The 23,726-nt window shown below is 41.8% G+C and carries 16 protein-coding genes; 5 read left to right on the top strand and 11 right to left on the bottom strand.

All coding sequences use genetic code 11. The annotated features are described in order from the left end of the window. Positions 1 to 8 precede the first annotated feature (8 nt). The 3 genes from FKX85_RS12195 to FKX85_RS12185 all read right to left on the bottom strand — a co-directional run bounded on the left by FKX85_RS12195 (position 9) and on the right by FKX85_RS12185 (position 5,390). Positions 9 to 3,392: a SusC/RagA family TonB-linked outer membrane protein gene (locus FKX85_RS12195; RefSeq protein WP_141614995.1), complete on the bottom strand. Its 3,384-nt coding sequence runs from the start codon at positions 3,390 to 3,392 to the stop codon at positions 9 to 11. A gap of 37 nt (positions 3,393 to 3,429) precedes the next feature. After that, positions 3,430 to 4,500, bottom strand: coding sequence for a FecR family protein (locus tag FKX85_RS12190; protein ID WP_168196256.1), 1,071 nt, complete (start codon positions 4,498 to 4,500; stop codon positions 3,430 to 3,432). A 209-nt stretch (positions 4,501 to 4,709) separates the two neighbouring features. Next, positions 4,710 to 5,390, bottom strand: coding sequence for an RNA polymerase sigma factor (locus tag FKX85_RS12185; RefSeq protein ID WP_141614993.1), 681 nt, complete (start codon positions 5,388 to 5,390; stop codon positions 4,710 to 4,712). Positions 5,391 to 6,411: 1,021 nt separating this feature from the next. Between FKX85_RS12185 and FKX85_RS12180 the strand changes: the two genes are divergently transcribed. Both FKX85_RS12180 and FKX85_RS12175 read left to right on the top strand, forming a co-directional pair. After that, positions 6,412 to 6,987: a Crp/Fnr family transcriptional regulator gene (locus tag FKX85_RS12180; RefSeq protein ID WP_141614992.1), complete on the top strand. Its 576-nt coding sequence runs from the start codon at positions 6,412 to 6,414 to the stop codon at positions 6,985 to 6,987. A 285-nt stretch (positions 6,988 to 7,272) separates the two neighbouring features. Continuing rightward, a complete protein-coding gene (locus tag FKX85_RS12175; protein ID WP_141614991.1) occupies positions 7,273 to 8,271 on the top strand; it encodes an aldo/keto reductase in 999 nt (332 codons plus the stop codon). A 387-nt stretch (positions 8,272 to 8,658) separates the two neighbouring features. Here FKX85_RS12175 and FKX85_RS12170 read toward each other — a convergent pair whose 3' ends face one another. From FKX85_RS12170 to FKX85_RS12160, 3 genes are all read right to left on the bottom strand, one after another. Further along, entirely contained in the window at positions 8,659 to 11,313 is a 2,655-nt protein-coding gene (locus FKX85_RS12170; protein WP_141614990.1) for a toxin-antitoxin system YwqK family antitoxin, read from the bottom strand. A gap of 1,403 nt (positions 11,314 to 12,716) precedes the next feature. Further along, on the bottom strand, positions 12,717 to 13,529 hold the full coding sequence (locus tag FKX85_RS12165) for a DUF4249 domain-containing protein (RefSeq protein ID WP_229239607.1): 813 nt from the start codon (positions 13,527 to 13,529) through the stop codon (positions 12,717 to 12,719). Between the two features lie 2 nt (positions 13,530 to 13,531). Beyond that, positions 13,532 to 15,889, bottom strand: a complete 2,358-nt coding sequence (locus tag FKX85_RS12160; protein WP_229239606.1) for a TonB-dependent receptor — start codon at positions 15,887 to 15,889, stop codon at positions 13,532 to 13,534. Between the two features lie 605 nt (positions 15,890 to 16,494). Here FKX85_RS12160 and FKX85_RS12155 point away from each other — a divergent pair. After that, a complete protein-coding gene (locus tag FKX85_RS12155) occupies positions 16,495 to 16,902 on the top strand; it encodes a VOC family protein (protein WP_141614987.1) in 408 nt (135 codons plus the stop codon). Positions 16,903 to 16,930: 28 nt separating this feature from the next. Then, positions 16,931 to 17,368 carry an SRPBCC family protein gene (locus FKX85_RS12150; protein WP_141614986.1) on the top strand — a complete coding sequence of 146 codons (438 nt, stop codon included), beginning with the start codon at positions 16,931 to 16,933 and terminating at the stop codon, positions 17,366 to 17,368. A gap of 292 nt (positions 17,369 to 17,660) precedes the next feature. Here FKX85_RS12150 and FKX85_RS12145 read toward each other — a convergent pair whose 3' ends face one another. Next, a complete protein-coding gene (locus tag FKX85_RS12145; protein WP_141614985.1) occupies positions 17,661 to 18,674 on the bottom strand; it encodes a cation diffusion facilitator family transporter in 1,014 nt (337 codons plus the stop codon). A gap of 27 nt (positions 18,675 to 18,701) precedes the next feature. Further along, positions 18,702 to 19,055, bottom strand: a complete 354-nt coding sequence (gene arsC, locus FKX85_RS12140) for an arsenate reductase (glutaredoxin) (protein WP_141614984.1) — start codon at positions 19,053 to 19,055, stop codon at positions 18,702 to 18,704. A 432-nt stretch (positions 19,056 to 19,487) separates the two neighbouring features. Here arsC and FKX85_RS12135 point away from each other — a divergent pair, with 432 nt between their 5' ends. Next, the gene (locus FKX85_RS12135) at positions 19,488 to 20,312 is read left to right on the top strand and encodes a tetratricopeptide repeat protein (protein WP_229239605.1); all 825 of its coding nucleotides are present in this window, start codon (positions 19,488 to 19,490) and stop codon (positions 20,310 to 20,312) included. Here the strand turns inward: FKX85_RS12135 and FKX85_RS12130 are convergent. From FKX85_RS12130 to FKX85_RS12120, 3 genes are all read right to left on the bottom strand, one after another. Next, entirely contained in the window at positions 20,300 to 22,186 is a 1,887-nt protein-coding gene (locus tag FKX85_RS12130) for an ATP-binding protein (protein WP_141614982.1), read from the bottom strand. The genes FKX85_RS12135 and FKX85_RS12130 overlap by 13 nt on opposite strands. A 107-nt stretch (positions 22,187 to 22,293) precedes the next feature. Further along, the gene (locus FKX85_RS12125) at positions 22,294 to 22,974 is read right to left on the bottom strand and encodes a DUF2490 domain-containing protein (protein WP_229239604.1); all 681 of its coding nucleotides are present in this window, start codon (positions 22,972 to 22,974) and stop codon (positions 22,294 to 22,296) included. A gap of 46 nt (positions 22,975 to 23,020) precedes the next feature. Further along, the gene (locus FKX85_RS12120) at positions 23,021 to 23,635 is read right to left on the bottom strand and encodes a hypothetical protein (protein WP_141614980.1); all 615 of its coding nucleotides are present in this window, start codon (positions 23,633 to 23,635) and stop codon (positions 23,021 to 23,023) included. Positions 23,636 to 23,726: the final 91 nt, after the last annotated feature.

The raw sequence follows: 23,726 nt of genomic DNA, 5'->3' as shown, positions 1-23,726 counted from the left end.
TTTAGTCCTTAAAATTGTACCTGTAAGCCGAATGAATAAATCCTGTTTTGGGGATAGTTTACAAAATTCCCATTATCGCTTCTTTCAGGATCCAATCCTGGATACTGGGTGATCGTGGCCAGGTTGTCCCCGGAAAAATAGATCCGTAGCTTACTCATGTTGAGCTTTTCGATCATAGCTTTTGCGAAGCTATAGCCCACTACCAGATTCTTTAACCGCAGGTAAGAGGCATCCTGGAGAAAATAGGATGAGGTACGGGAAATTTTTCCTGAATCGTTCCACCCCCAGTACATTCTGGGCATTGAGGTACTTGGGTTGTCCTCGGTCCAGCGGTTTCTCCAATCCACTGTGGGCGGGGCTCCCTGGATAAAAGGAATCGTTCCCCAATTATTCACATAAATGTCCCGGTCATACACCCCTTGCAGAAAGGCAGAGAGATCAAAGCCTTTCCAAGAGGCGCTCAAGTTAAAGGCATATTCAAATTTCGGAAAGGGGTTGCCTATTACAATCCGGTCATCATCATTGATGATACCATCGTTGTTCTGGTCCTGGTACTTGATATCCCCGGGTAGGGTATTATCGTTAAACTGCGCCGGACTGTTGTTCACTTCCTCTTCGGTCTGGAAGATCCCTTCCATTTCCAACATGTAAAAGCTTCCCCAGGGGAGCCCTTCCCGATATATCTGGTTACCGCTGATCTCTTCGGCACCAAACTCAACGAGTTCATTTCGGAAGCGGTCAATAAAGAAACCTGCTTCATAATTAAGCCCTTCCAAGCTACCATTTTCAATTGCTCCTCGATAGTTTACATTGACTTCCAGACCGGTATTCCGCATCACCCCGTCATTGATCGTGGGCGGTGAAAGCCCCACTACCCCGGTAAGCTGGGAACTTCTCAAAATATCGGATGTCTCTTTCCTGTACCAGTCTACTGTTAGGTTTAGACCATTGAGCACCATCAAGTCCAGGCCTATATCCGTAATTTTTGTCGTCTCCCACTTAATGGCGTTATTGGACAACCTTGTCTGGGCAATTCCAGTGGCCAGGTCACTATTGTCAAAAGGATAGGCTCCCGTGAATACCAAGATATCCTGATAAGGATAAATGCCGATATTCTGGTTGCCCAGCTCACCATAGGAAGCGCGTAGCTTCAGATCATCCAGCCAGTTTACATTTCCATCCCTGATAAAGGATTCCTCCGAAATTCTCCAACCAGCCGAAATGGACGGAAAAGCACCCCATCGGTTATCAGGGCTCAGCCTACTGGTGCCGTCATAGCGCATATTGAGCTCCACCAAGTAACGCTCATCAAAATTATATCCCAGCCGCGCAAAGAACGACTGAATGGCCCACTCTTCACTGGATCCAAAAGCATTTTGTACCGCTGGACTTCCGGCATTAAGCTCCAGCAATTGATTGCTTGAAAAACGCTCACGATATCCTGTAAGAATTTCATATTTGTTGTACTCTTGGCTATATCCCAACTGCAGGTTAAAATTATGTCTTTCAGACAATGTCCTTTCATAGGCCAAATAAGAAAACAGGTTGGTGTAGATGTTTTCATTATTGTTGACATTGAGCCCACGGCCTCCCACATCAAGATCCGTCATAAACTCTCCACTCAGGTAATTATACAGCGGGACTTCCGGTCTCCAGTCCTTTGACTTGTTGAGGTCTGCAATAATAGCTGCCTTGGTATACCACTTCAGCCCATCGGTAAGCTCAAACTCCGTCCATGCCTGCGCATTGATGGAATGGTCCACTAGCCTATTCAGAACACCGTTCTCTACAAGGGCGACAGGGTTTTTATTATTGCTCTCAAAATCAAATGCCTTATAGGTATATTTCCCTGACCCATCGGGAAGCACTGGCCCGTAGGTAGGCGCCTGTGAAAGGGTGCTCAAAAAAGTATCCACCGCCCCTTGTCGTGGTTCTTCCCGTTCTCCTCGCTTCAATGATAAATTCGTGCCAAAACGTATTTTATCGTTGATACCGGAGGCGAGGTTTACACGAAAGTTATACCGCTCGTAATTGAACCCTTTCATGACTCCTTCCTGGTTTACATATCCAAGGGATATGTTGTAAGTAGTAAGGTTCTCCCCACCGTTAAAGGACAGATAATGGGTTTGGGTTGGGGCTGGATTGAACATAATGTCCAGCCAGTCAGCATTGGGGTACCGGCTTCTGTCGGTAGCATTTCTGTAGAGGTCGATTTGTTCTTCGGAGTACAGCCCTGTACCAATGCCGGAATTGGTTTTTGCTTCGTTCCACATCTCCATATATTCAGCGGAATTGGTAATGAATTCAGGCATTCTGGAAGGATTGTGCATGGCAAAATTCCCATGGTAATCCAGTTTAAAGCCTCCTTTGGCTCCTTTCTTTGTAGTCACCAAAATAACTCCGTTGGCAGCCCTTGATCCATAAATGGAGGCTGAAGCTGCATCTTTCAGTACAGAAACATTCTCAATATCGTTGGGATCTATATCTGACAGGTTTCCTTCCACGCCATCGATCAGTACCAAGGGATTGGAACCTGCTCCACTAAATGTTCCCTGTCCACGGATTTGGATGCCCAACCCTTCATCCCCTGGCTGACCCGAATTCTGCACCACCCTTACCCCTGGCATTCTGCCTTGGAGCATGGATGCTGCATTGGTGACCGGACGACGGGAGAGCACTTCTCCGTCCACATCTGCCACTGCTCCGGTAACATTGATTTTTTTCTGGGTACCGTAGCCCACGACCACTACTTCTTCCAGACCCTTCAAATCCTCCTCCAATACAATTTCTATGTCCGTTTGGTTTCCTAAAGACACCTCTTGGGATTTATATCCTACAAAGGAAATGATCAGAACGGCATCGTTATCGGCGACATTGATGGTGAATTTCCCGTCAATATCGGTAGCGGTACCGGTGGTTGTCCCTTTTACACTGACCGTGGCACCAGGAATGGGCTGGCCATCCACTCCTGAGGTTACCGTCCCGCTTACGCTCTTATCTTCTTGTACCTTTATTTCAGCAACTGTTTGTTCCTGACGGGAAACATGGATCGTACTGTTGATACTTTTGAACTTTAGCTTTGCATTTTTGGACAAGGTCTCCAGCACGGACAGCAAGGAACCGTTTTCAACCTCCAAAGTCTGCGGGGATAATGCTCCCAACTTTCCCTTTTCATAGGCAAAGGCATAGCCTGTCTTCAGCTCGATCTCCTTGAAGATGGAATAAACGTGTTTTTCCTTTACATGAATACTTATAAAGACCTGATCAAGGTCTTTTTCCTGACTGGGCACCGCCTGTACTGCGGATAAGTGAAATAAACTGGCGAGAAATCCCACAAACAATATTATTAGGCTGTTTGTCCCTTTTCTCCAAATGGGTATGGAATGTTTCATAATGATTTGGGTTAATTGTAATTGTATGATTCATGTTTTACTGGTTCGGCAAGGTTGATTTTTTGCTGACCATGACTTTTTTGCCCTTGAGTTCAAATTGGATATCAGTGGAGTATTCCATGCCTTTTAGGACATTTTCGAGCATTTGGTCTTCAAATCTCCCTGTATAGTTTCCCTTGAGTGTAAATTCACTATCCAACTCAAAATCGACATCGTACCAATTGGAAAGTATCCTGAACACCTCTCTATAGGAGGCATCATCAAATTTCAGTATCTTCTCTTTCCAGCCCAGCAGTTCCTCATAGTCATATTTTCCTTTGCTGATAGCTCCGGACTCCGCATCGTAATAGGTCGCTTCTGTTGGGACAATCTCGGTTTCAATTCCATCTTGAGTGGCCACCTTTACCTTTCCCGTGACCACTGCCACATGAAAATTAGACTGACCTTCATAGGCTTTGACATCAAATGAAGTTCCTAGCACTGTCGTCACCAAATCTCCGCTTTTAATACTAAAGGGGTGATCAGAATCATTCTTGACGTCGAAAAATGCCTGGCCTACAAGTTTTATCTGACGGTTTTCGGCAAAATCCTTTGGATAGGAAATAGTACTACCGGAGTTTAGCGTAACCATTGAACTGTCCGGCAACATAAAAGTCTTTTTGACGCCTTTTGAGACGGTTCTTGAAATTATTGCTACATTTTTGGTAGTAGGGATTGTCCCTGTTGATCTATTGATCCAGTTATAGGCCATAAACAGCATTCCAATTAACAAAATGGACGCTGCTACCGAATTGCCCCATGTCCAAAAATGCCTGCTTTCCTTTCTCTTGTATGCAAAGGTAGGGGATGGGGTTTCCAGCTCATTATTGTTTTTTTCCAACAGTCGGTCCAAACCTGCCTCAAACTTGGCCTTATCTATTTTATTTTCTTCCTGGGGCTTTAACCGCTTGGCCAGTTCCTTGGCATTCAACATCACGTTTATTTTCTCTGGATACTTCCGGCTCCAGTTCTCCCAATACCGGTCAGTGTGCTGGGTCGGCTGTTTCACCCATTTGACGAACAAAGGGTTCTTTAAAAAATCAAGTTCACTTTCCGGATCAAATTCCATGGGCATTTTTGAGTTTCTAGCTCTTGTAGATATTAAGAGACATAAGCCCTAAAAGTGACATCGGTAAAAGTGTTTTTTTTAAATTTTATTATGGGAGGATCATAAAGGGAAGTGTATTTTATTTTTCCTATGACACAAACCTTATCTGAAAAACACTGTTTAACCCCTGCCCCTGACTGACAGGAGATGCTCTTCTACCATTGAAAATGCTACAGGTTCAATTGAAGGGCCAAAGGGAACAAGAATACAACACCTTCATGTCCTTTGAGGGAAACAGCCAGGTTTCCTAATGCTTTGTACAGGAGATTTCGTGCTGACCTTACATGACCCATATCCATTATTTGGGCAATTTCCTTATAGGATAACTGCTCGAAGAAATACAAGTTAATCGCTTCACGCTGACGGATGGGAAGTTGGTTACAGACTTTTTGCAACAGCTCTTTTATATCGATGGTCAGTGGAGTTCCAATGGCATGAAAATCTTCAGCCACCTCTATCAAAAAGCCATCATGGCGATCATACCCTTCCACCAGTTTTAATTTCCTGTTCCGTTTCAAAACCCTCATAAGCCTTCTCCGATAAGAAGCGTACAAGTAATTCTTGACAGAATCAACCTTTCCTAATTGCTTTTTCTTTACCACAACATATAAAAAAACATCCTGGACCACATCATAGGCAATTTCCCTATCAACAGTTATTTGTGTCCCATAATGAAAAAGCTTATCGGCAAAACGGTTATAAAGTTCGGCCAATGCGTCATCACTGCCTTTTAAAAATTCCTCCCAAGCATGGTTTTCTGAGCTATAAAACGAATGATCCCTGCTTTCTTTTTGATCTGCCTCATAATCCTTAGATAGCTTATGCCCATCTTCATATATTCGTTTGATCATAGTTGTTCATTTTGGGATATTTTAAAAGCAATAGGTCATTGGTTTTGAACAGAAGATCTATAATTGTCCAAAATTCTGTTATAAATAAATCAAAAACTTAAACATCAATAAACCAAATCAAAAAGCACCAAAACAATACAAATGCAAAATAAGCATGTGGAAATGACAAAATAATCCATAGTATTATGATCTAGTATCAAACATTCATCACCAACTCTTAAGACCAAGCCACGAGATATAATCAGCTCCTACCTGATCAATATCCACTTTATGTATAATAATGGAAGACTGTAATAGCTTTTACTTTATATGAGTCTCCGCAATCATACAAGTAGCCAAGCATAATTGAATAAATAGTGTTTCCGTCCTTTTATTCAGGTGTAAAATTGCTTTCAATAGGTCTTCATGAATGCTACGCATTTCCATTGATGAAAAGGACCAAAAATCCAGTCCGGTGGTGAGCCCTTTAAATTGGGAAAAACAAGTTTTCCAGTGAGGAAAATACGTTACCCAATTTAATTTATGAAAACTGCTCCGGCCTGAAAATGAATGGATCTCGCTGTTCCACGACGCGAGCTAATTCATTTTCTTAACGGCCTGCTCATTTTTCTTAAATCGGTCTCACCAAGGGACTTTCTTAACTTTCTTCGGAATGGTCCTTTAAATGATATTGGTACCCTTGGAAGGTACCCGAGGTATCCTGCCTGGCCACTGTCCCATTTACTTGACACCAAGAAAAACCAATCGATCATCACTTTTATATCACATGCTGAGCAGGAAAATACAACTCTGAAAATACAGTTGAAGAGCTTTCCGACCGATTCCACCTTCATGCATCTGAATTTTTATTGGTCAGGAACACATCAGCGATTTCTAAATGATGGATATCATCCATTTGTAAAACAGCACGGCAAAAAAACATGAATGCAAACCTATAACTATACATTTTTGTTTGGAACTTACAAAGCGATCGTTAACCGTTCTGGAGCCAACTTCCTTTTATCTATAAATGACCTCTAAAATGAATCAACATCCCCTAAGGATCCAAATTGAAGAAATCGTCAAACTTACCGATGGGGAGTTTAAGGTTGTATTGGAACATTTCAGGCAAAGGACATTCAAAAAACATCAGATCGTTCTTCACCAAGGGGACGAAGCCAGATACGATTATTTCGTGATGGAAGGACTGATGAAGGTTTCCCGGCTGGATGAAGATGGCAAGGAGCATATTCTGCAGTTTGGAATGGAAAACTGGTGGATTACCGATGCGGAGGCATTCCACCGCAGAGCCCAGTCAACCTTGACCGTAGATTGTCTCGAAGACACCCGGACAATGTCCCTCACGTTGGAGGACAAGGAAAAGCTGTGCCGGGAGATTCCTAAAATGCAGACCTTTTTCCTTAAGAAAACAATCAATGGATATATTGCCCTCCAAAAAAGGATCCTTTGCTTCTTGAGCAGCAATGCCAAGGACCGTTACCATAACCTCCTTTCCATTTATCCCGGCTTGATCCAGCGCATTCCCAAGGCCATGGTGGCTTCTTACCTAGGAGTCTCTCGTGAAACACTAAGCAGGCTGACCAAAGCCGAGGCCTGAAATGTGACATTCCTCACATTGATTCGGTGACATATGTCCTGTCTGCAACGGCAATCCTTTTGGAAATTTGTTATAGATATTAAATGCTGGTGTCCGGGGAAACAATCGTCAAATTGAAAAACTCAACTGCTTTCACCCCTAAATCCCCTTTAGGGGGATGGGGGGCATTTTAGGGATTGGAATAAAAACCCTAAAATTTCTATTTAAAGACAGCTTTTGATCATATTTGAAATTTAGTCGGACGCCAGTAGATATTAAATGCATTGATCACTAAAGTCTACTAAAATGGAATATCGAAATCTGGGAAATTCGGGATTGAAAGTACCCGTACTTAGCTTGGGAACAGGCACTTTTGGGGGAACCAATGAATTCTTTCAACGCTGGGGTCAAACAGATGTAAAAGAAGCAAGCCGGCTCATCGACATCTGCATGGAAAGGGGGATCAACTTTTTTGATACCGCAAATGTGTATTCACTCGGTGATTCAGAAATCGTTCTGGGAAAAGCCCTGAAAGGTAAAAGGAATAAAACTATTGTATCCACAAAGGCGACGTTCCAAATGGGAGAATCTCCAAATGAAAAAGGATCGTCCAGATATCACCTGTTAAATGCCCTTGATGATAGCCTGAAACGACTTGGAACCGATTATATTGACCTTTATTTTATGCACAGCTATGACCCCCAAACGCCCATCGAAGAAACCCTCAAAACCCTTGATTTAATGGTAAAAAGCGGCAAGGTAAGGTACATCGGGTGCTCCAATTTTGCTGCCTGGCAATTGATGAAGTCACTCTCGGTTTCGGAAAAGTTCAACCTGGAAAAATATATCGTCTACCAAGGGTATTATTCCCTGATAGGGCGAGATTATGAGCAGGAATTGATGCCCCTTTTGGAAGACCAAAAACTGGGAATGATGGTATGGAGCCCACTGGGATGGGGAAGACTTACGGGAAAGATTAAAAGAGGCCGTGAAATGCAGGAGGGACGAATCAAATCAGGCGGCGATGTGGGTGCACCGCCGGTTGGGGATAAATTCCTGTACAAGGTGGTTGACGTCCTGGAAAACATTGCCGATGAACTGGATAAATCCATTCCCCAAGTGGCCATAAATTGGTTACTCCAAAAAAGGACCGTTTCCAATGTGGTCATCGGTGCACGGAACGAAAAGCAGTTATTGGCCAATATTGATGCTGTCGGATGGAAACTTTCCGAAAAGCACCTTCTCCAACTTGACAAAGTATCTGGACAGACGCCAATCTATCCACATTGGGTCGGGGAAAGGTGATATTATGAAGGACAATTTCAATCAAAAAAAGGGGGGGATTTTGAATTTATCCGAATGTGCTCCAAATATTCTTCAACCATTTTATCCTCTATATTTCCTGTGCTTCTTGCCAAGAATCTATTGCCCAAGAATCATAACGTCTTCTGCATCAAATATTCGCTTAAACAAATCTCAACAACATCGCTGAAGACCTCCACTAAGGCACTGGGTAACGATACTTGGTAGCCCAAACCATCTAAACTGTAAGCCAGCTATCTGTGTGGTTTCCTCGACAGTGGTTTGATCCCATTTTTCAATATTGAAAAATGGGATCAAACTGAAAGTCTTGTGCTGAAAGCGCATAGTTTTCACTAGCGATTGGGACCAATAAACCCCAAAACACTCTACTTAAAACTCAGGCATCACATTATAATAGAAGGAATATGGATCCAATATCTTTTCCAAAAAATAAGACTTTTCCAATCCTTTCTTCTCGGATACCGAGAAAAGTACTTCCCCTTCTTTATTAAGTGCACATATATTGTACTGGTCAGCAGTCACCAGTAGTTTTACCTCATCGATGGATTTATCACCCTTGGTATTTTCATATCCGACCACATACTCATTAAGGTAAAACGTACCACTTACAGGCAATCCATCTTCAAATGTACCCCTTTCTTCCGCTTCAGAAATTCCCTGATAATAAGTCACCTCTCCCGTCTTATTAGCTACATCAGAAACCTCAAATACAGCAAGTTCTTTCCCCGTAGGGTCATAGATGGTTGCCTCAAGCTGATTGGTCGCTGTCACCATCTCCTGAAACAAGCGGTCTTCTTTCCACATTTCGATTTTCCGGCATTCTCCTGATTCATAAAATGATTTTTTGGTAACAAGGGATTTTTGGTCATTATACTGAAACGAAATCAACTCACCATCTGTGGGGTTGCCAGATGAATAGGTAATCTCATTCCGCACTTCCCCATGCTCCGTATAGTAAACGCACTCACCATCTAAAAGCCCACGGGAATAGTTTTCCTCACTCTCAAGAGTGCCATTGCGATAGTAGGTATTATGTTTTCCATGACGCTCACCATTGGCATACCCTGTTTGTTCACTGATCTTGGGCACGCCACCATCTGGATTAAAAAAAAGCTTCTCTTCTCCCTGCTTGGCCCCCTCCTGGTAAGGTGTCAACCTATACTCATACACCGTACCGCTCTTTACTGTTCCTTCCCAAGGTTCTCCATCTTTATAAACAGCTTCGCCCAACAATTCTCCATCAAGATCATAAAAACTGGCCTTTCCATTATAGTCGATCTCCTCTTCCAAAAATACAGGGTATTTTCCATTCCTATCTCTTCTGGTGTAATTTTCAGCATAACTCTTTTTATAAATCAATGTTCCATTATCATCATATTTTCGGATGTATCGTACCAAGCTGGTATCTGAAAAAAACTCATACTCCGCCCCATGTGATTTGGGCAAGTAGACCATTTCAGCGAGTAAATCACCCGATTTATCATAAAATGTAGCAGTCTCCTTTTCATAACCGTCCACATAGGTAATATCCTCTCTCAAAACACCGTTTTTATAGTAATATTTATACTGCGTTTTTTTGCCGCTTTCATTATAGAATGTCTCTGATTCTATGGAATTCCTGCCCTTTTCTCCCGAAAAGCTGTAGTACGCATACCTGGTACGATTCCCATTATGGTAATCTTCTTCGATATACAATTTCCCTTGATAATTCAATTGATACAGCGTCCCATTATAGGGTTCCTTTTTTCCATATTTATTGGCCTTATAGGTCAACACTCCCATTTCATTTCCCTCATGGTCATAAAAAACACTCCTGTCTCCTTCCCTGCTCTCAAATTTAGCTCCATCATAATAACACATTGTTTGAGCTGTCAACTCCCCCTGAACATAGGTCGTCAGCACATTCTTCCTCTGATCAAATGACGTTCCTTCAAAGGGCTGCCCATCCTTATAAATAAGCTCATGAGTAACTTGCCCTCCTTCATCATAAGACACTAATTTCTGTAAACCATGCTCATCAAAGACACTCATCTGCTGCAAATTTCCGTTTTCCCGAAACTCCTTTTTTTCGATAATAAGTCCATTCCTGTACTGTTCGGTATATAGAATGGCAGGGGTTTTATGAAGGTAATTCTCCTTAAACTTGATCATGACTCCACTTATTGGACTACCGTGTAGATCATACCAACCTTGGCCTTCTTCCATTCTACCGACCAAATCCCCAAGTTGGTTTCCATCCTCATCAAAATATGTCGTATAAACGGTATCATTCTCTACAAGAATCTTCTCACGGACTTCACCCGAAGGATACCACACGGTGCCATTTTGAAATTCCCCATGCTCATATGAAATTGCTCTCTTCTTCAGGAGCGGATCGTAAAAATAGGATATTTGTGTCCCGTTGTAGGCAGATACATTCTGGCTTTCATCAGCGTCCATTTCAAATTCCCCTAATACATCTCCCTTTCCGTCATAATATTTTGTCAGAAGTAGATTGCCCTCATCCCCCTTCACTATGCGGCTATCCACTATCATCCCCTTGCACGGCATTTCCAAAAAAACCTTTTCTTGGACTACCTTGCCTTCTTGGTATGCCAATAACCTATAACACTGATACGCTTCGTTAAAAGAAAGCATCTCACCACTGGAAACCCTGCCCTGCTCGTATTTGGCAGTGGCAAATGGCTTTCCGTTATAGTACTTGACAAACACCCCATTCAGGACTCCCATTTGATAGTCTGCTTTCTGTTCTAGCTGGCCATTTTCATTGTACCATTTGACAGTACCTTCAAAGACCTCCCGATCCTTTACCTTGGAATATCCTTCCATCTGCCTGGCTCCAGAAATGTAGTAATCCACCATCCAATATCCATCGTCTTTTGGCTGGGGAGCCGGTCGATAAAACGCCGCACTGTCCATGGTCGTCTCCTTCCAGTCACTGTCAAACCATGTGGTATCTTGTTGGGCTATCACTTGCTGAAATACCCCCAAGCCTAACAGGAATAGTAAATTGATAATCTTCATAAATATACTTTTCTATTAATTTAACGCAGAGCTCTGCTACTCAGATAAGCCCTGATCTATCATGGATGAAAAATGATGTTGATGTTAAACCCGAAATCAAGGCCGAAATATGTATTAGCATATCAATTGGGGCCTGAAACGGCTTAGATTACAATTCATAATGCATCCGGGTTATAGCTGGTTTTCTACAATCTTCGAAAAAGATGTCATTTTGCATCCATAGTTTTTTGCAAAGAAATCATCTAAGTCATCGGCCTTTTGGAACATCTTCATGATATTTTTCTTGATCTCTTCTGATCTGGGAGAAAATGCATCAGAAACTGCGATTCGGTAAGAAAGGTAAATGGTACCTTTATATTAGGCAAAATCAACATGGCTCTTGTTACTTTTAATGATAGAAGGGAAATATTTTAGTGATTGATTCATGCTTTGAAAATTGATGATTTCCACTCTGTACATATTGTTGTATTCGCCTAGCGATCAAAAATTACAACAGGTTGGAAAAAGATGGTAAATAGTAGTTCTATAATGATAAAGGTGGTTCAAAAAAACCGCTTCCTTACCTAACGCCACAAAATTAAGATGGTTCCTTGGTTTTAATAAAAATCGCTTTTTTTTGTTAAAATCTACTCATTTTAGGAAAACGGCAATCATCATATAGACTGATGGCTCTTTTTGGAAATCACCCAAACTTCAACTCAAAATATGCATTAGTCTGTCTGTTCCGAAGCCAAACTACTTCAAAACCAGCTACTACGCTCTAACTCCGATTCTTTCTACCTCAGTTCGGTGTAATATTAAGTTTGAAAGGTTGGTTTTGATGGGGTTTTTAGTACGCTCCCCTGGAAGGAGTGCTTAACGCATTGGGCTAATTGGAGGGAATGACACTACTTGTGGACTGTAAGGGCAGTTAAAAATTATAACCGTAGTATTCCTGTGAGGATTGTTTGGCTAGATGAAATGGTGAGCTGGCCTTTCAGGCTGTGGTAGAGGAATGAGTTTGAGTTTATGCCCCAAGGCCTTGCCTCGGGCTACCTTCAGGAAAGGTTTTCAGCCTTCGGCTCTCGATAGAGGTAAGGGCTAAAAATCACACTTGATGTGGCTGTATGCAAAATTTATCGTTTAAATCGAACTGAGGTTATCTGGTAACCAGCCATGTACACTAGTCGCTACCGTGGATGCTTAGACCTACTAACCTAAGCGGTTTTCTAACACTTTCTGTGCCCTTCTACCCCTCCTTGACTAAACGGCATTAAATCTGGATTTAAATTGTCCCCTTTCTTTTATCCCTCTAAACAAAGGACTTTGGACCCTCCACAATGAATCTTGCTGAGGTCGTTCTCTGGGATAAACAAAAAAAGATACCACTGACCTGTATCATGCATTAGGTCAGTGGTGAAATTCTACTCCACTGTAGCTTCTATACTAGTTACCGAGAACGCTCCAAAATAGCCCAAAGCCGTATCGCCAAAATTTGAAATTGGATTGGACGGAGCCACTCCTCCACCGTCAATTACATCCACAAGCATGCGATAGTAATCATAAGTGGATTTTTCCAAATGCCTTAATTCCACATAAACTTCATCTCCCTCCCCCAAAGTATGGGGAAAATCATAATCCTGGACATTTCCATCCGTGTACTTGTCGCTGTAAAGCCAAAAATTATCATCTTCGATCATCTCACCATCAAAGTCAAAAACATACACTTCTCCATTTACAAAGACATTAAAGCTATAGTAATCTCCTAAGCCAGGGGGATCCTCAAAATAAGCCTTGAAATAATATCCCTCTTTATTAAGCAACGATTCTTCTTCAAATCGGAAACCTAGGGAATCAATTGCCACCTGCTCTTCTGGCATCCTGCTTTGGGCAGAGTAGGACTGGCCTTCATGCTCGACAGTGAGGGTATATGTCACGCCTCTTTGACCTTGAAGATCGGTAGTCTGGTAAACCCCTTCCTCGGTTTCTACCAACACTTCTGCATTTCCTTGATCATCGGAAATTTCTACATAAGCACCACTAATGGCTGGAAACACATTGTCTTCATAAAAACCTACTGACTCGGTTATGGTTACCGTATAAGGTCCCGCCTGATCGGTAACGATCCCCTCTATGGCAATACGGGTATCCCCTTCATCGAGGTTCAGTTCAATCACGTCCTCACACCCCATCAAGGTCACAGACAAACATAAGATTAGTCCAATATATTTATTCATGATCATTTAAATCTAAAATTATAGGTTACGGATGGCAAGATGCTGAAGAGGGCAATTTTCACAGCCTCGGTTTGGCTAGGGTCGTCCCTGTTTTCACGGAATGAAATAGAATAGGCATTTTTCCGTGCATAGACATTGTAGATAGAGAAGTTCAGGTCCGAACTAAACTTCTCTGTATCTCTAAGTTTCATGGTGGCACCGATGTCCAGCCTATTGTAATCTGGCATGCGGTTATTATTTCGCTTTCCATACATATTGATGACCTCGCCTTTCATTTCATATTTTCCTACAGGATAGGTCACTGCATTTCCAGAACGGTAAACGAAGGAGGCTGAGAGGTTCCACTTTTTATTGAGCTGGTAAATGCCCACTACCGAGAAGTCATGCGGTCTGTCCCAACTGGCCGGATAAACTTCCCCATAATCCACCCCGGCAAATTCCCGCACCGTTTTAGAGATGGTATAACTCACCCAGCCGGTCAGTCTTCCCGTATTCTTTCTCAGGAAAAATTCCGCACCATAGGACCAGCCTTTCCCAAACAATAATTGGGATTCTACATTTTCGTTAAACACCAATTCAGCTCCTGTACGGTAGTCCACTTGGTTTTGCATATCCTTATAGTACACTTCCATGGAAGACTCATACATATTATCCTTAAAATTCCTGTAATAGCCCATCGCAATTTGATCGGCTATCTGCGGCTTCACATTATTGCTGCTGGGAATCCAGAGATCTATGGGAGTGCCAGAAGTGGAATTGGACACAAGATGCAGGTATTGGCGGTTCCTTCCATATGATGCTTTTAGGGAGGTTTCATCATTCAGCATATACGTCAGCCCAAGACGCGGCTCCAGGCCGCCATAGGTTTCTACGATCTCGCCTTTTCCATAGGTCTCCGAACTTACCACATCGCCGTCTTGATCATAGGTAAAGACCTCGCCTGGCCCCACTTGGGCAAACCAGGAATAACGAAGCCCTCCATTCACACTTAAGGCCGGGGAAACATTCAACTCCTCAGAAACATAGGCTGCTGCTTCCCAGGCGTATTTATTCTGTAAGGTCTGGGCGTTGATGTAGCTATCTCCCTGTGGGGAAATTTCACCTGGAACAAAATTATGGCGGATAAGCCCCGCCCCAAACTTCAAGGTATTGTCTGGGTTTATATAATATTCAAAATCTTCCTTCAAGCTGATATCCCTGATGGAAGAAGTCACCTTAAACCCATCATTTTCATCTTCCTCTCCCGAAATATCCACCACATAATTGTAATCACTGAACACAGCAGTGGAATTTAAAAACAAACGGTCGTTAAAGAGGTGGTTCCATCGGATGGTACCGGTTGCATTTCCCCAGTCAAACCCAAACAGATCAGCATACCCGAAATTATCCCTGCCAAAATATCCTGACACAAACACCCGGTCCTTATCACCAAACTTGTAATTAGCCTTGGCATTGAGGTCATAGAAATAAAGGGTGGATTTATTGATATCCTCATCATTAGAGAGCTTCAAAAACAGGTCTACGTACGTTCTTCTACCAGAAACTACAAATGACCCTTTGTCCTTTACAATAGGCGCCTCAATGGTCGCGCGGCTGGAAATCAAGCCGATGCCGCCCTGAGCAGCAAATTTCTTGGTGTTCCCCTCTTTCATTTTGATATCCAAGACCGAGGAAGCCCGTCCCCCATACTCGGCGGGAATATGGCCTTTGTAAATGGAAAGATCTTTGATCGCATCCGAATTGAAGACAGAGAAAAAGCCCAACAAGTGGGACGCATTATACACGGGAGCTTCATCCAGCAAAATCAGGTTTTGGTCTGCACTTCCTCCACGGACAAAGAATCCCCCGCCTCCTTCATTGCCTTTGATGCCCGGAAGTAGCTGAATGGTCTTCACAATATCCTTTTCCCCAAATACCACTGGAATGGATTCCACTTCCCGCATGTCCAGTTTATTGACACTCATCTGGGTGGAGCGTACATTTTCATCTTCAGGTTCCGCACTTACCACCACTTCCTCCAGTTCTGCTGACCCCGGCGCCAGTTCCACATCAATGGTCTTATCATCATCCAGTGAGACGGTTTTTGTTACGGATTCATACCCTACAAAACTAAATGTAACAGTATATTCTCCTTCAGGGATGGTGACAGAATAGAACCCATACACGTTACTGGTACCTCCCGTGCCCAGTTCCTTCACAAAGACCGTAGCTCCGATAAGCCCCTCTCCCGTGGAAGCATCTTCAAGCGTTCCCCGTATGGTATGCTTGGTTTGTGCAAAGGCAGAAATACTGCCAAGCCCAACACAAAAGCCAAGAAGTACTAGGTTTCTCAACAACCCCTCGTGGAAGGTTGTCGTCATGTTTTTACCCATTAGTTTGGTTTATTAAAATTCAAAAATTGATAACTAACAATATCCCATGATGTTTTAATAAATACCGAAAAGATCATTTCCTCTAATCATGGTTGATTTTTTACTTATGAATAACTACCGTAAACGGCTATTTAACATGTAGGGTTTACTAGATCAGATTATCAGTATTTTATCAAATGATCATCACTTAAATGATATGGATCTTATATCGCTCTACGATAATAAGACACTTGAGCGCGGATTTACCCTGATCAAAGAAATGACATTTTTAAGTTTTTAAAAAGGCTATTGCTCCATTTCAAACTGACAAAGCCGATTACGGTATTTATTGCAGTATTCAATCGGCGTAAGACCGGTTATTTTTTTTTAAAAAAACTGATCGGCTGCCGTAAACAGATATTCAGCATTGGCAATCGTCTCCCTAATAGAGGATTCTGGTACTAATATGAACACGCTTTTCATGGCTAAAGATAATCAGATTATATGGCGAGATCAACCCCTCTTTTTGCCGCCTTTCACCACGTAAATGCAATATAAAATCACCTACCTTTAAACCATACTACTAGGGCAAGTGTAACATCATCCTATCCGTTATGAGTAGAATCATCACATACCTAACATTTAACGGCAACTGCCTGGAAGCCATGCGCTTTTACCAAGCCTGCCTGGGAGGAACGCTGGAATTTCAAACGGTAGAGGAATCCCCTTTATCAGACAACCTTCCATCAGCCTTCAAAAAGTATATTCTTCATGCTACCCTAAACCATGGACGGGCCATACTCCTAGGAACTGATATGGTAAGTGAAAAGGGACTAAAAAAAGGCAATTCCATCTCAATGATGATCGATTGCGACAGCGAAAATGAAATCCGTACCTATTTGTCCAATCTATTGGAAGGCGGGAAACTCATCGCTCCACTTGAAGAAAACTACTGGGGAACCTTATTTGGTGAAGTAAAGGACAAATTCGAAAACTACTGGCTACTCAGGTATCAATCCTAACTCACAACCATAAAAAACAATTTACACCATGAAAACTTCAATTTATACCATCAAAATCAAAGCAAGGCCCGAAAAAATATGGGATATTCTCTGGGATGACATCAATTACCAAACTTGGACAGCAGTCTTTGCAGAGGAGTCGAAAGTGGAGACCGATTGGCAAGAAGGCAGCAAAGTTTTGTTTCTTGACAATAATGGCCAAGGCATGGTCAGTAGAATTGCCAAAAATATACCTTTCCAGTTCATGTCCATCGAACATCTCGGGTTTTATGACAATGGCAAGGAAGACTTGGAGAGCGAAAACGTAAAAGGCTGGGCAGGAGCCAAGGAAAATTACACCTTAACCCCCCTTGGACAAAGCACCGTATTACTCGTGGAAATGGATATAGAAGATAGCTTAAAGGAGCACTTTGATAAAATCTGGCCAGAAGCATTAAAGAAGATCAAGGAACTATCAGAAACATAAAAAGCGGGATGTCTTTACATCCCGCTTTTTCACCTTCAAAAATTTCTTCCATTTAAAAAAACCTACTGTATGGCGAACAGTACTCAATGGCATAATCCTTTTTTCTGGCTACATCACAATAATCATCACCACTATGGTTATCCAAGCGATGGTTGAGCCAGCCAGAAAAATCTTGAATTTTTTATCGCTGCTCATCTCGTTTTTCTTTTAAGTTACAAAACGTTTCACTCAAAAGCAAATCAAACACCAACATAAACCATTCAAAATCAACTTACTACAACATAAAAATTCCTCAAAAATCATTTTCATCCATATCGCTGATCAGCTCGTGATAATGCTTTTGATTTTTGGTCATATTTGAGGTATCCCAGGAAATTTTCTTTGTCCGGGAATACTTTCTAACCGGACAATTATTCACCATACAATAGTGACAACACTTCTCAGGAAGACAGGGGTCTGCATGTACAAACACCTCCACATGACCGGAGAGTCCATTTTCCAAAACACTTTCCATTCCCTCTACCTCATCATGTACCTTCGTCAGCTCAAAATAATAAGGCAAGGTAAGATGAAGATCAATGTGCTTATCGGCTCCATACTGCTGGACCCTCATATTATGAATATCTATCCAGTTGTTTTTGCGGTGCTTGTTGAGCACCTTGATCACCGTACTCATCGATGCAGGATTACGCTCATCCATCAGGCCTCCCACAGATCTTCTAACCAACCGATAACCGTTAAAAATGATATAAAGGGCAAACATGATAGAAAGAATACTATCAAAGACCACTATTCCTGTCCAGTAGATAATCCCTACACCCAAAATCAGCACAAAGCTACTATAGGCATCTGTCAAAATATGCCGGCCATCTGCCTCAAGTGTCAGGCTATCATATGCTTTCCCTTTACCGATCAGCAAGTATCCTAAGGTACCATTTGCAAGCCCGGAAATACCTATCAGGGCCATACCAAAAGGTAGTGAGGTCAGTTCAGGAGGAAAGATAAACCCAACAATAGCCTGATAAATGATAAACATCCCGGCCAACATAATCAACACCCCTTCAATACCTGCACTAAAAAACTCCACCTTACCATGGCCATAGGGATGGTTCTGGTCACGTGGCAAGGAACTGAGATGGATACTGTAAAGCGCAAAGCCCGAAGCGACCACGTTAACAATACTTTCCAGCGCATCTGTTAGAATGGCATTGGAGCCAGTAAGGTAATACGTATAAAATTTCAGTACAAGCAACAGTATACTGAGCACAAAAGAAGCTATGATCCAATGCTTTTTGGAATTTTTCACGGAAAGCGATGTTAAGGACTCAGAGGATTATAAAATGGAATACACCTGCTCAGGAGGACGCCCAATGACTGCCTTCCCATCTTTGATCACAATAGGCCTTTCGATTAACTTCGGATTTTCCACCATCACCTTTATGAGCCCATCTTCCGAAAAGTCCTTCCCCTTAAAATTATCCTTCCATATCTTTTCATTCTTTCTGACCAATTCCCCCGCCTTGACACCAAGCATGGTGAGAATATTTTTCAACTCTTCTTCTGAAGGGACATCTTCGAGGTACTTGACAACTTCGATATCATCATCTGATACTTTTTCCTGAATCAATTTCAGGGTTTCCCTACTTTTTCCACATCGTGGATTATGAAAAATCGTAATCTTATTCATCGTGCTATTTGGATTTTGTTCTTTGATCGAAATTGCTTTTATATCCTTTGTTATACTTTTTTTGTCCATCTTCTATTACCTAACGGTCACCCAAAATTAGCCAATATGTCCCTAAAATGAAACCATATTTTGAAGGGACCATTCCGCTGCACCAATAGTGCCAAAGGGAATATGCATGTTGAAAATTAAACAAAAACACACTGTGATAGGTAATGAAATTATTTTCAAGGTATTCTTTACTTGTCAAAGCTGGCAGTTTTTTACTGTTTTTTTCTAGTTATGCTTAACTTTATAGCATAAATTTTGGCTATGATTTCCAGTACGAGACTATTAAAACTTCTACTTCCTGCATCGGTATTTTGCTTCCTTTTGCTTTCTTGTGATTCTGAGGAGGATAAAAAGGGGCGCTTCCTTTTAAAAGGGAACAATAAGATGATGGAAAATGACTATGAAGGAGCTGTGGAGTTTTACGATGAAGCCCTGGACTTGGATGAAAATTTTGCGGATGCCTATTATAATCGTGGTTTGGCATTTTCTAAAATGACCGACTATCAACGTGCCATTAGCGACTTCACAAAAGCCATTGCCATCAGCCCTGAATTCGCAGACGCCTATTATCATCGCGGCATTGCCAATTTTGATAATGGCGCCAATTATAACGCACTATCCGATGCAGACCGACTTATCTCCATCACACCACAAGATTACCGAGGCTACTTTCTTCGTGGTTTGGTCCAAGAAACGTTAGGTGATTATGAAACAGCCCTGCAGGCATTTGACCAAGCCATCAATCAGGACAGCACCATTGCCGACCTTTACGTCAATAAGGCCACGATACATTATTATCAGGGGAGTATTGAATCAGCTGAGTCGAACCTCAAAATCGCCGAAAGACTTCATCCTGAAGAGGCCAATATATATAACCTGAGATCTCTGCTTGCTTTTGAAAAGGACTCCATAACTGCTGCGCTAAAGTGGGTTAACAAGGCAATTGAGCTCCATGCTGGTCAAGCTTATTTTTATAACAACAGGGGACTTTACTACCTTTTTGATGGCCAAATGGAGGCAGGCATCGAAGACATTAATTTCAGTTTAAAGCAAAACAGCAAGAATCTCTTTGCTTTAAGAAATAAAGGCATTTACTATTACTTCTCGGGCGACAAGCCCCTTGCAATTAAGTACCTGAAGGAAGTTTATTCAAAAGATCCATCCATCAAACTGACCAAGAAATATTTGGAGCTGGCTCAAGAAATGTGAGTCATGACCAATTCATGTATATTTTTTTGCAAATCGACCGCATTGATTGGTTTGTATACAAAGCGGTCAATACACGCCAGATCATACCCGGCGCAGCACTCGTTCTTTGACGAAGCAGTGAGTGCTATGATGGGAACATCAGACTGCTCTTTAATGCATTTTGCAGCCTTACATCCATCCATGACAGGCATTTGAATGTCCATGAGGATGATGTCATATTTTTTCTTTCCCGCAAAATCCACCGCTTCCTGACCATCATATACCCGATCGCATATCATCTCCCATCGTTTGATGATTTTCATGATCACGATCGCGTTCACATCATTATCTTCTGCCAAAAGCACCTTCAATCCGCTGGGCAAACAATATCCTGCATGCTTAATTGGTTCAGGCGGCACCAATGAAACTCCCGCGGCCGAAACGACTTTCCCAAAGGTAAGCTCAAAGAAAAAAGTGCTTCCCTTTCCTTCCTCTGACTCTACCTGGATTTCACTTCCCATGAGTTCCAAGAGTTTCTTCGTAATCGGCATGCCAAGCCCCGTGCCCCCATACTTGACATCAAAACTTTGGTTGATTTGCTCAAATTCATTGAAGACTTTTTTAAGATTTTCACGGGCAATCCCTATTCCGGTATCTTTCACTTCAAAATATATCCTAACTTCCTCATCATTGTCCTCCGCAAGTGTGGCCGTCACATCTACTCGTCCTTGGTTTGTGAATTTCAGGCCATTTGAAATCAAATTATTTAAAATTTGGGCCAATCTTAACTTGTCTCCCACCACTCCAATATCCAAGTGGTCCGAAGCAATAAGGTTTAATATATTCTTAGATTCTCGAGCCTGATACTTCAATCCTCCTATCACTTGCCCCAGAAGCTCTCGTAGATTAAATGGCTTGTATTCGAGCTGTATTTTTCCTGCCTCGGTCTTCTGAAAGTCCAGGAGGTCATTTACCATGATGATCAAACTATCAGTAGCAAAACTTATATTGTTCAGCAACTGCTTTTGGCCGGTGGCATACCCCTCTTCTAAGAGTGAGAACACCGACCCTGAAATAGCATTCAATGGTGTGCGGATTTCATGTATGATCGTCGATATAAAATCTGATTTGACTTTACTGGACGTCTCCGCATCATACTTAGCTTTTTCCAGCTCCATTTCCCTTTGCTTCAAAGCGGAAATATCCACCAAAGTCCCATACCAGTAAAGGTTTTTAGCTTCATTTTCGGGAACCGCCCTCCCCAAGACCCATAGTGGCTCACTATTTTCCCTAACCGATATTCTAAAAACACACTCCCAATGCCCCTTCAAACGGGCACTATGGACCATTGACTTTAAAACCCTACCTACATCCAGCGGGTGCACCTTGCTCAGCAAAAAATCCAAACTGGCTGCTTCATCTCCGTGTGTTTCTAGTTTGAACATTTTTTTCACCTTGTCACTCAGGTAAGAAAAGCACATTTTACCATCGTCATCCAATACCATTTGAAAATTGGCACAAGGCACTTTATTGTTAAGCAACTTAAAAAACTGTGATTCTCCTTTGGATATCGATCCTGTATTGTCATCCCCAGTATTATGGGTGCTTGACACTTTCACATGGGCACCTTTGTGGAAAAGGAAAACGGATTCTTCTTCAAACGGCTCCAAAAAAAATGAATAATACTGGTTATCTACGTTTAAAATAAATTCCTCATGAAGGGAAAGGGCTCCTCCATCTACATCCATCCCTTGCAAGGACATCTCGGTAAGCTTACCGGCGATATGCTCATAAAAAGCCTTGTTACCATATATAATTTTATGCGGTGTCACATTTTCCACAACAAAAACTATATCGGTGGATTGGTCAATAATAGTCTTAAAAATATCTTTCAATGGTCGTGTTGTTTGTCAATAATAATTAACGTTTTAAAATTGTTCAAATTTTGTATAAAACCAAAATTTAAACATCAAACACCTAATTTATTGCACTATTTGGACAATCAATTTAAAAACAGCGCAAACCTCACGAACCAAAAACGCTCCTTAGTGCCTGCTTGCGAAACAGTCGTAAGGTAATATCCAAGTCCGTATTCTATTTTCTTTAATCTATTCGTATATCTCCCCAGATTCATTTGAAATCGATTATCATATAAAAATGCATTCCGAACGGCTTTTTTTCTCAGGTCCATCAATATCTCATACTCCCCTAGCAAATACCATTCTCCAGGATCAAGGCTGCTTCCTTGCAAGGGAAGTTCGTAGGTAAACTTAGTCCGGAGCCGTAATTTGTCACCATTTTCCATAAACCGCTCTTCCAGCCTGATCTGCTGGGCCAGCCTTGTCCGGCCTTTCAAAAGCTGAGAGAATGTCACCTGCTGAAACAACCTGTTTTCCCTCGTAAACTCCCCTCCAAACTCTTGCTCTCCACCTATAAGATATCCCATGCCATATGATAAAAACGGAGAATGGTTCTTAGCTACAGCAAGACTAAACCGGATCACATCCATTGCTGGTGTTTTTTTGCTGGTTTCCTCGCTTGCTTGACCATCCTTGACCCAGAAAATCCTCGAAGATAGCTTTCCATTTGCTTTCCACCCTTTTTTAAGTGGGTATGTATACGAAGTCTCTATCTGGGTACCCCAATAATTAGTCCCCCCATCTTGGCCAAAGCTACTGTTCATCGTTATAAAAAAAATACTGATCACTAAAACTACCCTCATATCATTGTTAAAAAATTATGTTATCCATATTGTGCATCGCCACACTTTCTATTTTTAGATACGCTCCTTTATCATCAAATGTCACTTCATAAAGTTTGGCCGAACCATCTCCAATATCCCCGGAAACCTCCACCATATACTTTATGGTACAAAATGACATGTCCTTTCCCTGACCAAACGCTTCTATAACCGTATCGATCTCTAGACCATCACCTTTTGGCAAAAACTGCTTTTTGATTTTCATCACCTTTGTCCGCTTAAAACGTTGGTCAAAATAATCCTTTATGGCCTGACGGTTTTCCGGTGGTGCTATTTCCTTTTGACCAATACCTACCTCTACCCAGTGGAGCGAACCTAAGGAGTCAAATATAACGGCATACTGTTCTCCTTTCAGTTTAAACTTGGCTTCATAAACCGCTTCACCCAAGCTATCTTTTTTGTAATACTTGTATTTATCCACCTCGGAGATATCTGATAATAATTTTAAGGCATTTTGAGGGAAATCACCTTCGGAAATACCCATTTCGGTTTCATCCTTTTCCGGAATAGTATCCGCTTCCTGCGCATGGGCAGTTAAGGATAAACTGATTAAAAACAATAGTATCAAGCATTTGGCATCCATAAAAAATCATTTTCTTCACTAAATATAAAAAAAAGAGGCTTAATGAATTCATCATCAAGCCTCTTTATTACCAAAAACAGTTAATTTCTAA

Source organism: Echinicola soli (assembly GCF_006575665.1).
Taxonomy (GTDB): domain Bacteria; phylum Bacteroidota; class Bacteroidia; order Cytophagales; family Cyclobacteriaceae; genus Echinicola; species Echinicola soli.
This window is presented reverse-complemented; position numbering and strand designations above follow the sequence as displayed.

Bases quoted from the DNA above. Each gene is read 5' to 3' on its own strand.
- FKX85_RS12195 (WP_141614995.1), bottom strand. From the start codon at position 3,392: ATGAAACATTCCATACCCATTTGGAGAAAAGGGACAAACAGCCTAATA.
- FKX85_RS12190 (WP_168196256.1), bottom strand. From the start codon at position 4,500: ATGGAATTTGATCCGGAAAGTGAACTTGATTTTTTAAAGAACCCTTTG.
- FKX85_RS12185 (WP_141614993.1), bottom strand. From the start codon at position 5,390: ATGATCAAACGAATATATGAAGATGGGCATAAGCTATCTAAGGATTAT.
- FKX85_RS12180 (WP_141614992.1), top strand. From the start codon at position 6,412: ATGAATCAACATCCCCTAAGGATCCAAATTGAAGAAATCGTCAAACTT.
- FKX85_RS12175 (WP_141614991.1), top strand. From the start codon at position 7,273: ATGGAATATCGAAATCTGGGAAATTCGGGATTGAAAGTACCCGTACTT.
- FKX85_RS12170 (WP_141614990.1), bottom strand. From the start codon at position 11,313: ATGAAGATTATCAATTTACTATTCCTGTTAGGCTTGGGGGTATTTCAG.
- FKX85_RS12165 (WP_229239607.1), bottom strand. From the start codon at position 13,529: ATGAATAAATATATTGGACTAATCTTATGTTTGTCTGTGACCTTGATG.
- FKX85_RS12160 (WP_229239606.1), bottom strand. From the start codon at position 15,889: ATGACGACAACCTTCCACGAGGGGTTGTTGAGAAACCTAGTACTTCTT.
- FKX85_RS12155 (WP_141614987.1), top strand. From the start codon at position 16,495: ATGAGTAGAATCATCACATACCTAACATTTAACGGCAACTGCCTGGAA.
- FKX85_RS12150 (WP_141614986.1), top strand. From the start codon at position 16,931: ATGAAAACTTCAATTTATACCATCAAAATCAAAGCAAGGCCCGAAAAA.
- arsC (WP_141614984.1), bottom strand. From the start codon at position 19,055: ATGAATAAGATTACGATTTTTCATAATCCACGATGTGGAAAAAGTAGG.
- FKX85_RS12135 (WP_229239605.1), top strand. From the start codon at position 19,488: ATGATGGAAAATGACTATGAAGGAGCTGTGGAGTTTTACGATGAAGCC.
- FKX85_RS12125 (WP_229239604.1), bottom strand. From the start codon at position 22,974: ATGAACAGTAGCTTTGGCCAAGATGGGGGGACTAATTATTGGGGTACC.
- FKX85_RS12120 (WP_141614980.1), bottom strand. From the start codon at position 23,635: ATGGATGCCAAATGCTTGATACTATTGTTTTTAATCAGTTTATCCTTA.